We start from the raw sequence: 13,156 nt of genomic DNA on the forward strand, positions 1-13,156 counted from the left end.
TGATTTTAGGATATATATAATTCCATTATTTATATTTTCAATGCTCTATTTATCAATTTTTGTTTTTTATTTCAGTCTGTAATCATCTAACTTAAGTTAAATTTGGTTGAATTTCAAGCAATTAGCAGGTGTATTATAGGGTTATTATGATTAAAAAATAATCAAACGGTAGTCTAATTTTTAAACAAAATGGGGTGTTTCGCATTTTATGAGTGGTATTGGTTGTTAAAAATACAGAATCAAAATCGACTTTCAATATGTGAAAAGGTCAAAAAAAAAGCCGTTTTTTGACCTTTTATCTTAGCCAAATATCACCGTTGGTCGACGACTTTTTTAGTCATTGAATGGCACCGTTTTTTGTTTTTGATCTTCAATTTTTGCATTCTCAGCGAGCCGTTTGAAGTCATCAACTGTCCAATATGTTTCTGGTATAGGGAGTTGCGCCATATGATCGGTGGGTACTAAGCGAAACTGTGCGAGAGAGGATAACGTAAATCCTGCATATTCTGGCGGTAAACTGAGCTTTAGCCCTAAAGTCGCTACAATTTGGCTAGGTAAAAACGGATAACGGCTATCGGTGATGTCATAATCGCGAGTGAGCACTAAAAATTTATCTGGAACACGCTTCGAACTATTCCACCAAAGCCCATCAACTTTGTTAAATGCACGATGAGTTAAGGATTTTTCTTGGGCCCCAAGTTGATGTAATGCAATAGGAAGCAGTGCTTCGAGAGATTGCGAGAATATCGCAAGTGACTCAGCACGACCTTGTAAAATCAGTGAGCTCGCGAGCCTCGCACCCACTAAGTTGGAATATAAGTCTTCGGGAGAGAAGGCGGATATACCCTCAGAAAAGCCGGGAGCCGATTGATAACCATACCATTGTGCAATTTCATGCCAAGCAGCTAACTGAAATGCAAGTTTGGCCGCTAGATAGGTACTTAACGTGTAGCGCTCAGAGGGTGATGCGGGTGGTGTAAAGGCAGAGAAATGGATTTGCCTGCTCGCGAGTTCATCGCTGAGAGTTAATGTCCACTCTTCACCAAGCTTTGGGTAAATCTGGCTAAAGAGATATAGCGTATAGTCGGCGGTATCTCGGACATGGGCAATATCAATAAAACCGCCATCGGTGGTGTAGATAAGTCCCAATTTTTCGTTACTGATCCCCATTAGGCCAGCGGTGGCGGCCAAGTAGCTATCATTATAATGGTGTTCACCGAGATTATCGGCTTCAACAATATTGTCGATGGTATAGAAAGGAACGGGGATACCTGCCACTTCTGCTTGCAGATCATAGCCAAAAGCGCAGCAGGCTCGAAGCCCTTGAGGGGCTTTGAGGCCTTGCAGAATAGGCCACGCTTGGGATGCTTCCTCGTAGGAAACCGTATCTAGATTAAGGTTCGCCGCAGGTAAGTTCAGTTCTTCGCGAGTTTGGCAGGCGACGAGCATAAATAAAAAACATGAAGTTATTAGCAGCTTAAACATTAGAAAGATTCACCAACTTGGAAATAGACGCCCGTACTGTTGCGACCAACACCAAAATCCAGTCTTACATTCATCCGAGGCTTAAATTCAAAACGATAACCCACTCCGGCACTTGGTAGCCAGTGTCCAGCACCTAACTCTGAGGGAGAGTCGCTCATGGTTCCTGTTCCTAGCCAGCCAACGACGCCATGCCGCCAGTCTAATTTATGGCGTAACTCAACTTGGCTAGTAAAAATATTATTGTCCCGATAACGCCCTTCATAGTAACCCCGCATGCGGTTGCTATTCCCTAATAAAGATAGTTGGTTCCATGGCACATCTCCCGTGGTAAAACGCGCATAGTTATCAATAGCTACGACGGTTTTCTCTGTGAGCTCATGGTAATAGGCATACTGCAACTGAGTTGCTTGAAAGCGGGTATCGCTACCAAGGTTAGGCGAAAAATAGGTATAGATGACTTCGAGTGTTTGCCCATGGTGTGCGTTGGGTAAAAAATCTCGGGTATCATAGCTATAATAAGCGCTGATGCCTGAACTGATAACCGAACGCCCGCCCACTGATTGCGAGAAGTAAGCTTTTGCACCTTCATCGGGGTCGCTGGCATTGACTGACGAAAAATTCCAGCCCAGTCCCACATAGGTGGCATCGGTTAGCTTATATAAAGCCCTTGGGGTAATTTTGAACTCTTGGGAATGGTATTTTTCTTTATTACTCTCTTTTTTACCCGCTGCGTATCCTTTGCCCCAATAATAAGTTGGCACATTATTGATGGTGCCGGAGACAAACAGCCGCCATTGGTCACTATCCACAAAGTTGTAGTTCGTGAAATTCAGTCCAAAAGCCCCTGTGGATGAGGCAAAACCGCTTAACCCAATCGAAGACGGCTGGGTTTTGGTATCTTGTTTGTCGAGACGATACAAACCCACTAAAGCGGTACCAACACCTAACCCCATTTCAGGGGTATAAAAAGGCCCCGGTAAGACGCCCCAGTCGATAGTTTTGGATTCATCAAAGCTATTTTCTCCCCCAAGCTCGCTGAGCCAACCATCAATTTGTTCCCGTTCAGGAAGGATTTGCGCTTGCGAGGAGAAGGTAACGATAAGGCTGAGCAGTGTCAGCCTACGCAGGTATTTCTGTTGCAACATTAAAAACGGAACTCGCCTGAAATAAAGAAGCTGTTACGGTTGTTAAAGCCGATTTCGGTCAGCACGTTAAAGTTACGGGTTAATTCAACACGCGCACCCACGGTATTGTTCCATTTATGGGCAAGGTGTTGTTTAACGTCGAATTTTACATCACCAATCATAGGCTTAAATGGACCATTCATATAAAAATCAAGTTCTTCAGGTAAATCCAGCTTACTGACATCCCCTTTAAAGCGTTGGGTGATATCTTGGTACATAGCCCCTGTCCAGACTTGAATTTTGGTATTCCCTTGACCGGCAATTAAAGGTTCAAAAACGAATTCATAACCAATACGTGGTGTGACAACAAAGGCACTGATATCCCCATCAAGAATATCGAGGTTGGTACGGGTATAGTTCATATCTAACGTACCGAAGAATTGATTGTATGCGCCAGCAAATGTGACACCACCACCATAGGATTTACCATCATAATTCAGTTCGAATGGTAGGTCTTTACCGATATTTTTGACCTTAGGTTTTCCAAATAAACCTTTATATCGGATGTCAACACTATTTAAATTAGTCGTTGATGAACCTTTAGTTTTTCCATATACGCCATAAACATTCATAAATGGGAGCACCCATGTATCAAGTTTTAGCATTTGAGATTCATTTTTACTTCTAGTATGCCCTGTTTCAATGCTAAGTAATTTCTCTAGGTCTAGTTTAGAGTTAGTGCTAAATCCAATCTTATCCACGACGACATCTTGACGCAGATTCATATAGCCATAACTGACCCCAAAAGGTTGTGGTAAGTCGTAACCTTGAGCGCGTGCTTCGTCTCCCCAAATAGGCAAAATACGGGATTCAGTTGTCGATGAACGCGTTACGCCGCCTTCTTCATTCGCTTTAGGGACTCCAGATTCGCTCATGCTTAATGAAAACAGTGGTGTGTCACTATCGGCAAAACTGGCAGGGACAACCAGACAAGAGGAAAGCAGCAGCGCTGCGCTGTAATGAATGCGTGTCATAATGGACTCAGTGATTTGTAGAATAGAATGAAGGAAAAAATAAATTATCTTAAATTAATTAACTTACAGTTATCGGCAAAAGTTTAGCATAGATGGCAATGGATAATATGGGTAATGGTGCTATTTCAATGATATTTCGCTACCTATTAATGCGTATTGTTATCAATGTGCTGGATGTGATTAAAATATTAGGAAGATACTATTGAAGTGCGAAAGGGAGTGCTGAAATTTTGGATATTTCAGCACGAATACCAATAAGAAAGGTATTATTTGCTGTTTTTCTGATGAAACTGAACACGCTCATGGAAGTAATCTTTTAAATGCGCTTCCATGCTGTGAATTTTTTGTTCCAGTGCATTAATTAAGACATCATCATTGTTCATATCAAAAACGCGCTGCATTGCGAGGTCATCAATATATTCTTTTTGTTTCTCAGATAAATCAGCCATGTTGTAAAGCCTCTATTTTCAAAACCTATATATAAGAAAGGATTATTTCATCAACCAACAACATTGGTGACGTTAATTCTCATTGTGCCCCAGAGAATACGGGATGAAAAGTGGAATTATGTTGCATTAAATAATGATGATTGGTGCTCCTAGTTTAAATATGAGAGATTAAACCCCTATCTGATTGGGTTAAGAATAATCACAATATTCTTACCGAATATAAGCTGATATCCTCCGGTAAGATAATAAATAACAGGGCAAAATAGTGAACAATAAACAACAATACCTTGATATTGCTGCTGGAAACGGGGAAAAAGAAGCTTCGATGATGGTGGCAATCCCTGCGTCAGAGCTGACCTCTCTACAACTTGAACAGCGTCTGGAAGAGCAAACTTACTTTACTGAAGGTGAAATCGACTACCTGCCTGATGAAGAAGGCGGCGGTTTCTTCTTTACCTGTAAACGTGGCGAAGAAGAGTTACGTTTTTACATTTCGCTTGTGGAAAGCGACCCGGAATACACCATCAACCCGTATTTCGCGACAGATCCTATTAGCCAAGAACTCTATACGCAGGCAAGTAATGCGCCACAAGCCGTGGTGGTTGAATGCCTATTCCAAGAAAAGCCTCTAGTGAGCTACTTACAGCAGCTTAAAATTATCCAAATTTTAGTGCCTGATTTATTACTGGGCTTGGATATTTCTGCCGCAGGTAAAGTCTTTACCCGTGAATGGCTTAACTTCCAACTGATCGACGATTTAATGCCAAGCGTTGATTCCCTGTATGTGGTACATGCCATTTACGATCACGATGAAAACTCAGAAGATTCCGCGCCAACCAAATATTGGTTCCATACCCATGGTTTAGCCCGTTGTGGTTTATCGGAAGCGGAAATTATCATTCCACACCCGATTGCGTCTTATTATGGGATCCCTGAGTTGTTCTGGAGCTTTGTGAACAACAGCATTACCAACGGAAAAATCGACTTTAATGAGCCAATTTTTATTGGGCAAACACAAAATGGCTATGAGTATTTAGTGGCGGTGCCTTTTGAAGAAGGTTTACTTCATGTAGGCACCTCCACCCCGATTGATAACTTAAAACCGCTGGAAGAGATGAACTTTGAGTTTGGCGATATGAGTTCTGAGCGCTTTATGGGGGATTGGCACGACCGTGATGAATCTCACCAGCATCCGTCCGTAATGTTATTCCGTGTCACTCAAGAAAACCCAACATTAGAAAGCTTCTTCGAAGGGTTTGAAGACCAAAATGCGATGATGTTTATGCGCACTGATGAAGAAACGGCGGATATGTCCAGCAAAGCCAGACTGCGTTGGGAATATTTCACTCACATGTTGGATAACTATGGTCCAAAGCCGGTTGCACCGAAAAAAGGGCTATTTGCGAAACTGCTCGGAAAATCGGAAGAAGAGGAAGAGTCAGAGTGGCGCTTTCTAGTAAAATGCGGCATTAGTTATCAAGATGAAGAGGGTGATGAAGGGCACGAACATATGTGGTTTGAGCCACTGACCTGGAACGGCGATCAATTTGAAGGCCGTTTAATTAATCACCCATTCTATGTGGAAACCATGGAGGAAGGCGGCATTTATCCGCTAACGCGTGACGACATCACGGATTGGACTATTTATTATCAGGACGGTAGCTATACTCCTGATACAATCTATAAACTTCTTAGTGGTGCTCAAGTTCATTAGTCTATCCTGACTGGCTAATATGAATAGGGCACTGAATTCAGTGCCCTTTTTAATGAGCTAAATGTGACAATGACCCAACCTGAACTGTACCAATATGCCCTATTTTTACTTTCCAGACGCGATTATGGCAAAGCGGAGTTATTCGCCCGTATGAAGCGCCGTATGTATGAGAAAAATGAGGGTATTATCGATGAGCAGCTGATTGAAGGGGTGTTAGATAAGCTGAGTGAGCAGCATTTCTTGGATGATGACCGCGTGGTATCGCTTTTATTGCAAGGGTATGCGCGTAAAGGATACGGACCTTTGCGGATCAAACAAGAGATGCGCCAAAAAGGATTTGCTGAGACATTAGTCGAACACCATTTTGCTGAGCTTGATGTGGATTGGTTTGAAAAGGCAGCAGAAGTGCGTAGTAAAAAATTTGGTGATGAAATCCCAACTGACTTTAAAGATAAAGGTAAACAAATTCGTTATCTGCAATACCGAGGTTTTTTTGGTGACATGATATTTGAGTTATTTTCACGCTAATTTTTGCAGTTAATCCTATATTATTTATGATTGTCATTATATGAATAATCACGCCATTTAATATCGTTAAGGTTACTATTATTTGACTTTAGTTTAGGTAATTAATGGGCTTGAGTTTCCTTTCTTTTGCTTAATCAAAAAATAATATTTTTTTGACTTGTGTTTTTATCTATTTCTAGATTAAAAATATTGTCCACTATGATCATTATCAGTGTATTTCGCTTTTTTTTTAGGCAGAGTACCACCAATAATTACAAAATGAGACGGGCAGGAGAAACACATGATTGAGCTCTTAATAGGCGTATTAGTCGCCGTTGGAGTAGGGCGCTATATAATAAAGGGTTACTCTGCAACAGGGGTATTAATGACGGGGGGTATTTTACTCCTAATTATTACTGCGTTAATGGGTAAAAGCATTTTACCAGAATCAGTGAAAGCAACGGGATGGCGTGTTACTGATATTCTGGAATACATCAAGTTTTTATTAATGAGCCGAGGTGGTGATCTCGGTATGATGATCATGGTGCTGTGTGGGTTTGCGTCTTATATGACTCACATTGGTGCGAATGACGTGGTGGTTAAAATTGCCTCCAAGCCATTAAAAATGATCAACTCCCCATACTTACTGATGGTTGCGGCGTATATTGTTGCTTGCTTGATGTCGCTGGCAGTTTCGTCGGCAACAGGTTTAGGGGTGTTATTAATGGCAACCTTGTTCCCTGTGATGGTTAACGTCGGGATCAGCCGTGGCGCAGCGGCAGCTATCTGTGCGTCACCTGCCGCTATCATTCTGGCACCAACGTCTGGAGACGTTATCTTAGCGGCGAAAGCAGCGGAAATGCCTCTGATTGATTTTGCATTCAAAACCACACTGCCTATCTCCATCGCTGCCATTGTTGCGATGTCAGTGGCTCACTTCTTCTGGCAGCGTTTTCTGGATAGAAAAGAGCACGTTAAAACCGAAATGCTGGATGTGAATGAAATTAAAACCCATGCACCGGGTTTCTACGCAATTTTACCGTTTACCCCAATCATCGGCGTATTAGTGTTTGATGGAAAATGGGCACCTGAACTGCATATCGTCACCATAATTGTTGGCTGTATTATTATGGCAGCAATTATTGAATTTATTCGTAGCTTCAGTGCAAAACATGTCTATGGTGGCTTAGAAGTTTGCTATAGAGGCATGGCGGATGCGTTTGCAACCGTCGTGATGCTGTTAGTAGCCGCCGGCGTCTTCGCGCAAGGTCTAAGCACTATCGGATTTATTAAAGGCTTGATCGACTTAGCACAATCCTTTGGTTCAGGCGCGATTGTGATGATGATTGCGCTGGTGGTGATCACCATGTTAGCCGCGATGACGACAGGTTCTGGTAACGCACCATTCTATGCATTCGTTGAACTTATCCCTCACTTAGCGAAACAAATGGGTGTAAACCCAGCTTACCTTGTCATCCCAATGTTACAGGCATCTAACTTAGGTCGTACATTATCACCGGTTTCTGGGGTGGTAGTTGCGGTATCGGGGATGGCGAAGATTTCACCGTTTGAAGTGGTGAAAAGAACCTCGGTTCCCGTATTAGTTGGGCTTATCGTTGTTGTGATTGCTACTGAGATTTTAGTGCCAGTCTATTTGTAACAAAATAGGTATTTACCAAACAAAAATGGCTAGAAATTATTCTAGCCATTTTTCTATCGATATTTATTTTGGTTAAAATTAAGTTGAAAAGAAAAAAACGCTATGCTTTTTTGATGTGGTGTTTTTGTATTTTTAATCAAATGAATAAAATTTATTTGCGATTATTAATAAATTGTCATTTTTTAAAACTCAGATATGAGATCTACACCAAAAAGCCAGAAAGATTAATCAAAATAAGCTAGTTGCTCTAACGCATTTAATGCAAAATTCGCGCATCTTTTTTTATCCATTTTAAAACGATGAAGTGACGCTATGAGCACAATAAAAACCTCAGTAAACACGACAGACAAACCTGCCAGTAAGTGGACTTATAAAGACTTCACTTGGGTATTATCTCTTTTTGGTACCGCCGTTGGTGCAGGTGTTCTTTTTCTGCCGATTAAAGCAGGTGCGGGTGGTTTCTGGCCATTAGTTGTATTAGCTTTAATTGCAACCCCAATGATTTGGTTAGCCCATAAAGGGTTAGCGCGTTTTGTTTTATCTGCAAAGAAACACGATGCTGATATTACCGATACTGTGGAAGAACATTTCGGTAAAACAGGTGCGAATATCATCACTTTTGCTTATTTCTTTGCGATTTACCCAATCGTATTAATTTACGGCGTGGGCATCACCAACACGGTGGACTCATTCTTAGTGAACCAAATTGATATGGACCCACTTCCACGTTGGTTACTGTCTGGTGTGTTAATTGCAGCAATGACGGCGGGTGTCGTATTTGGTCGTGATTTAATGCTGAAACTCACCTCTATGATGGTTTATCCATTAGTCTTCATCTTATTAGCACTGTCTCTGTACCTGATCCCTGAGTGGAACACGTCGATGTTAGAAGTCGCACCAGATTGGAGTGCAATGCCAATTGTTGTTTGGATGGCGATTCCTATCATTGTATTCTCTTTTAACCACAGCCCAATCATCAGCCAGTTTGCGAAAGACCAGCGTCAGCAATTTGGTGACAACGCCGTGATTAAAACTGACATGATCACGGGTGGCGCAGCATTTATGCTGACTGGCTTCGTGATGTTCTTCGTATTCTCAGTGGTACTGTCACTGAGCCCAGCGGAGTTAGACATCGCGAAGAAAGAAAACATCAGCGTGTTGTCTCACATTGCTAACATTAACCCGTCACCAATCCTGTCTTACTTAGGTCCTATCGTGGCATTCGCAGCTATCGTTTCTAGCTACTTTGGTCACTTCTTAGGTGCGCATGAAGGTCTGGTTGGTTTAGTGAAATCACGCTCTTCAGTTTCTGTGAAGAAAATTGAGTTAATCTCTTTACTGTTCATCGTGATCACCACTTGGATCGTCGCGATTATCAACCCAAGTATCTTAGGTATGATTGAAACCATGGGTGCCCCAATGATTGCGGCAATCTTGTTCATCCTGCCAGTTGTGGCGATGCGTATCATTCCTGCAATGAAACCGTTCAGTACCTCTAAGCCAGCGCAAATCTTTACGCTGTTATGTGGTTTAGCGTCAATTACCTCTGTAATTTATGGTGCGTTCGCGTAATTAAATCCAGTTGTACACAGACCCATATTGCCAAAAACAATATGGGTTTTTTGTTTCTAATGCGGGCTTATTTATTTTATGAATAACTTTAGATGAAATTATTTCAAGTCTAGGTGGTTGTGTGAGGGATCTACTTGGGGGATATTGAAGAAGATTACCGTGAAATAATAAGTACCGTAAAATAAAAACAAAAACCCATTCAATTGGCAGTGCGGGTATAACAAGGATAACGCAATGAAATTAGAAACATTATCAATCCACGCAGGCTATTCTCCAGACCCTACAACCAAGTCTGTCGCGGTGCCTATTTATCAAACTACTTCTTATGCATTTGACGATACACAGCACGGCGCAGATCTGTTCGATTTAAAAGTTGCAGGTAATATCTATACCCGCATTATGAACCCGACTAACGATGTGCTAGAAAAACGCGTTGCTGCCCTTGAAGGGGGGATTGCCGGGCTGGCGGTGGCTTCAGGCATGGCCGCTATCACCTATGCAATTCAAACTATTGCCCAAGTCGGCGATAACATTGTTTCGGTGGCAAAACTGTATGGCGGTACATACAACTTATTGGCGCATACTCTGCCGCGCCTTGGTATCGAAACCCGTTTTGCTGAACACGACGATTTAGCTGCACTAGAAGCCTTGATTGACGAGAAAACAAAAGCCGTTTTCTGCGAATCTATCTCTAACCCTGCGGGCTTTATTGTCGACCTTGCGGCACTGGCGGAGGTCGCTCATCGCCATGGAGTACCTCTGATTGTCGATAATACCGTGGCGACTCCGTATTTATGCCGCCCATTCGAACACGGTGCGGACATTGTGGTGCACTCGTTAACTAAATATATCGGTGGCCATGGCACTTCAATCGGTGGAATGGTGATTGATTCAGGGAAATTCCCGTGGGCGGAACACGCAGAGCGTTTTTCTCTGTTAGTTGAGCCGGATATCGCGTATCACGGTGTCAGCTATACTGAACACTTCGGTGCTGCGGCTTTTATTGCGCGTTGCCGCGTGGCACCGCTGCGTGGAACGGGAGCTGCATTATCGCCATTTAACTCTTTCTTGATCTTACAAGGTCTGGAAACGCTCGCCTTAAGGATGGAGCGCCATACTGAAAACGCATTGAAAGTGGCACAATTCCTCGAAAACCATCCACAAGTGGCATGGGTAAAATATGCGGGTCTACCCAGCAACCCTGAGCACGCACTGGCGCAAAAGTATATGCAAGGCAAACCTGCCAGTATTATGTCTTTTGGGATCAAAGGCGGGCAAGAGGCGGGGGCGCGTTTTATTGATGCACTGAACCTGATTGTTCGTTTGGTCAATATTGGAGATGCAAAATCATTAGCTTGCCATCCAGCATCCACCACCCATCGTCAATTAAATGATGCGGAGCTAGCTCGTGCGGGGGTATCGCGTGATATGATCCGTTTATCCATTGGTATTGAGCATATCGATGACATTCTAGCTGACTTAATCCAAGCCTTGGATGCAGCCAAATAAAGCCTGTTAAACAGTGACAGATAAAAAGGCGGTTATTGTGAAGAATATATTGCAATAACTGCCTTTATTGCTATCTGTGTGATTAACTATTGGGTTTTATTCTTCTTTCTAGAATTAATAACTATTTGCAAGCCGCGCTGTTTTTTTAATTTATTTTTCATTCTGTTAAAAATAAATGGTAATCGCTGAACTATTGTTTTTTAATCGAGTCTCAATAAGCAGCTCATCCTGTTATCTTAATGTTGAAATAAAAGATTCATTCATTTATTGATTGTTTATCTCATATGGGCAGATGTAATACGAAAATGTTTATGGTTTATACTGGGTTTAGTCGAACTAATGATAATAGAACCCTAATTTGATTAATCAAAAGTGCCTAAAGCTTCGGCACAAATAATAATTATTAAATATTTATGACAATAATGGTTGAGATTAAATGATGATGGCAAATAATAAAGTTGCCTACTTTAAGTGGTGCCTATTATTCGGTTTTGTACTTATAACCTATTTTCTTCCTCTCAATGGGCGCATGCTATGGCAGCCCGATGAGCTACGCTATGCAGAAATCAGCCGTGAGCTGATATTAAGTCGCCATTGGAGCGTACCTGAGCTGCTCGGTGTTCGCTATTTTGAAAAACCGATTTTTGGTTATTGGGTCGGTTCTTTCTTCCAAATGTTATTTGGTGAAAATAATGTCTCAGTTCGATTAGGTGTGGTTTTTAGCACCCTGATCAGCGGGTTATTTGTTTACCTCAGTGCAAAGATGGCATGGAAAAATAAAGACCTCGCGTTTAATGCGATGCTTATTTATCTCTCCATGTTTATGATTTTGACCATTGGGACTTATAATATCCTTGACCCAATTGTGACCGCCTTTATTACAATGATTATCTTCTTTTTTCAATGGGGGATAACCACTACGCAGCGCGCTCATAAATTGTATGCCTATATTCTGATTGGTGTGGCATGCGGCTTAGGCGTCATGACAAAAGGCTTTTTAGTCTTAGTGCTTCCCGTTTTAGTGTGTTCCGTTAGCGCAATTTACTTCAAAAAGCTCAAAGACGTCTGCCTGTACGCATTAATTTCGATTCTTGTCGCCGTGTTAGTTTGCTTACCGTGGGCGCTCACTATTGCCAGCCTAGAGCCAGATTTCTGGAGCTACTTTTTCTGGGTTGAGCATATTCAGCGTTTTATGGCCGATAATGCACAAAACAAATCTCCGTTCTGGTTCTATATGCCGATTTTATTGGTGGCGGTGCTTCCGTGGCTAGGTTACCTATTTTCATCCATTGCACACGCAGTTCGCGCTAGAGGCATGAACCTCTATTTCTTACTGTGGGCGGTGCTGCCTTTCCTATTTTTTAGTGTGACGAAAGGAAAGCTACTCACCTATATTCTGCCGTGCATCGCACCTATCGCAATTTTGATGGCATCCTATTTGCAGCAAGTTTTAGCCCAAAATAAAGTGGCTACCATTCGCCTGAATGCGCTGATAAACATCACGCTGGGTATCGTGGCAGCAGGGGCATTTATTGCTTCACCTTACTTCCCTGAAATGAACTTATATCAAGGGGATGAAAGCTACAAAATGTGGATTGCGGCAGGGGCATTTCTGTTTTGGGCAGTGATGGGGGTCGTGTCATTTAACCGCAAATTCTGGTCATTGGCAGCCGCCTGTACGTTAGTACTTAGCCTCAGTATTGGGCATGTGATCCCTAAATACATTGAGAGCAATAACACCCCGCAAGGCGTGTTAACTAAATACCAAGATCAGCTACAAAACCGCGCGATACTCTTAACCAATAACGTGGGATTAGGCACTGCGTTGGCTTGGGTATTAAAACGCGATGACATTACCATGCTGTATCAAACGGGTGAGCTAGGTTACGGGCTGAATTACCCTGATGCAGAAAACCGTTTTTACCGTTTAGAGCAGTTACCAAGCTTGCTGGCGAACGAAAATAACCGCAACGTCGCGGTGGTGGTTGAAGCTTCGCAAAATGAAGTCATTGATGCTTTACCAGGTACTCCAATCATTATTAAAGAAGGTAAGTTAGTGATGGCTTTCTATGAAGGTCAGTAAATTAATAGCCTGATAATAG

10 protein-coding genes are annotated in these 13,156 nt (G+C 42.2%); 6 read left to right on the plus strand and 4 right to left on the minus strand.

The genetic code is table 11. From position 1 onward, the window contains the following. Positions 1–333: 333 nt before the first annotated feature. From LDO51_RS08350 to LDO51_RS08365, 4 genes are all read right to left on the minus strand, one after another. The gene (locus LDO51_RS08350; RefSeq protein WP_225577082.1) at positions 334–1,485 is read right to left on the minus strand and encodes a DUF4056 domain-containing protein; all 1,152 of its coding nucleotides are present in this window, start codon (positions 1,483–1,485) and stop codon (positions 334–336) included. After that, positions 1,485–2,630 (minus strand): BamA/TamA family outer membrane protein, encoded by a 1,146-nt coding sequence (locus LDO51_RS08355; RefSeq protein WP_225577083.1) that lies wholly within the window; start codon positions 2,628–2,630, stop codon positions 1,485–1,487. The genes LDO51_RS08350 and LDO51_RS08355 overlap by 1 nt, the downstream gene beginning before the upstream one ends. Beyond that, positions 2,630–3,643 carry a hypothetical protein gene (locus LDO51_RS08360; RefSeq protein ID WP_225577084.1) on the minus strand — a complete coding sequence of 338 codons (1,014 nt, stop codon included), beginning with the start codon at positions 3,641–3,643 and terminating at the stop codon, positions 2,630–2,632. The genes LDO51_RS08355 and LDO51_RS08360 overlap by 1 nt, the downstream gene beginning before the upstream one ends. A gap of 266 nt (positions 3,644–3,909) precedes the next feature. Then, the gene (locus LDO51_RS08365) at positions 3,910–4,092 is read right to left on the minus strand and encodes a hypothetical protein (protein ID WP_225577085.1); all 183 of its coding nucleotides are present in this window, start codon (positions 4,090–4,092) and stop codon (positions 3,910–3,912) included. A 265-nt stretch (positions 4,093–4,357) separates the two neighbouring features. Here LDO51_RS08365 and LDO51_RS08370 point away from each other — a divergent pair, with 265 nt between their 5' ends. The 6 genes from LDO51_RS08370 to arnT all read left to right on the plus strand — a co-directional run bounded on the left by LDO51_RS08370 (position 4,358) and on the right by arnT (position 13,137). Further along, positions 4,358–5,806, plus strand: a complete 1,449-nt coding sequence (locus LDO51_RS08370) for a DUF4026 domain-containing protein (RefSeq protein WP_225577086.1) — start codon at positions 4,358–4,360, stop codon at positions 5,804–5,806. A 69-nt stretch (positions 5,807–5,875) separates the two neighbouring features. Further along, positions 5,876–6,334 carry a regulatory protein RecX gene (locus LDO51_RS08375; protein WP_225577246.1) on the plus strand — a complete coding sequence of 153 codons (459 nt, stop codon included), beginning with the start codon at positions 5,876–5,878 and terminating at the stop codon, positions 6,332–6,334. A 280-nt stretch (positions 6,335–6,614) separates the two neighbouring features. Beyond that, entirely contained in the window at positions 6,615–7,973 is a 1,359-nt protein-coding gene (gene dcuC, locus LDO51_RS08380) for an anaerobic C4-dicarboxylate transporter DcuC (RefSeq protein ID WP_036955315.1), read from the plus strand. Between the two features lie 312 nt (positions 7,974–8,285). Beyond that, a complete protein-coding gene (locus LDO51_RS08385) occupies positions 8,286–9,545 on the plus strand; it encodes an aromatic amino acid transport family protein (protein WP_225577087.1) in 1,260 nt (419 codons plus the stop codon). Positions 9,546–9,779: 234 nt separating this feature from the next. Further along, positions 9,780–11,054: a bifunctional O-acetylhomoserine aminocarboxypropyltransferase/cysteine synthase gene (locus tag LDO51_RS08390; protein WP_225577088.1), complete on the plus strand. Its 1,275-nt coding sequence runs from the start codon at positions 9,780–9,782 to the stop codon at positions 11,052–11,054. A 436-nt stretch (positions 11,055–11,490) separates the two neighbouring features. Next, entirely contained in the window at positions 11,491–13,137 is a 1,647-nt protein-coding gene (gene arnT / locus LDO51_RS08395; protein WP_225577089.1) for a lipid IV(A) 4-amino-4-deoxy-L-arabinosyltransferase, read from the plus strand. The last annotated feature ends 19 nt before the right edge of the window (positions 13,138–13,156 follow it).

The organism is Providencia alcalifaciens (genome assembly GCF_020271745.1).
Lineage (GTDB): Bacteria > Pseudomonadota > Gammaproteobacteria > Enterobacterales > Enterobacteriaceae > Providencia > Providencia alcalifaciens_B.

What these genes read in the sequence shown, in the direction of transcription:
- LDO51_RS08375 (WP_225577246.1), top strand. Translation starts at nt 5,876, where the DNA reads ATGACCCAACCTGAACTGTACCAATATGCCCTATTTTTACTTTCCAGA.
- dcuC (WP_036955315.1), top strand. Translation starts at nt 6,615, where the DNA reads ATGATTGAGCTCTTAATAGGCGTATTAGTCGCCGTTGGAGTAGGGCGC.
- LDO51_RS08350 (WP_225577082.1), bottom strand. Translation starts at nt 1,485, where the DNA reads ATGTTTAAGCTGCTAATAACTTCATGTTTTTTATTTATGCTCGTCGCC.
- LDO51_RS08365 (WP_225577085.1), bottom strand. Translation starts at nt 4,092, where the DNA reads ATGGCTGATTTATCTGAGAAACAAAAAGAATATATTGATGACCTCGCA.
- LDO51_RS08385 (WP_225577087.1), top strand. Translation starts at nt 8,286, where the DNA reads ATGAGCACAATAAAAACCTCAGTAAACACGACAGACAAACCTGCCAGT.
- LDO51_RS08355 (WP_225577083.1), bottom strand. Translation starts at nt 2,630, where the DNA reads ATGTTGCAACAGAAATACCTGCGTAGGCTGACACTGCTCAGCCTTATC.
- LDO51_RS08360 (WP_225577084.1), bottom strand. Translation starts at nt 3,643, where the DNA reads ATGACACGCATTCATTACAGCGCAGCGCTGCTGCTTTCCTCTTGTCTG.
- LDO51_RS08390 (WP_225577088.1), top strand. Translation starts at nt 9,780, where the DNA reads ATGAAATTAGAAACATTATCAATCCACGCAGGCTATTCTCCAGACCCT.
- arnT (WP_225577089.1), top strand. Translation starts at nt 11,491, where the DNA reads ATGATGATGGCAAATAATAAAGTTGCCTACTTTAAGTGGTGCCTATTA.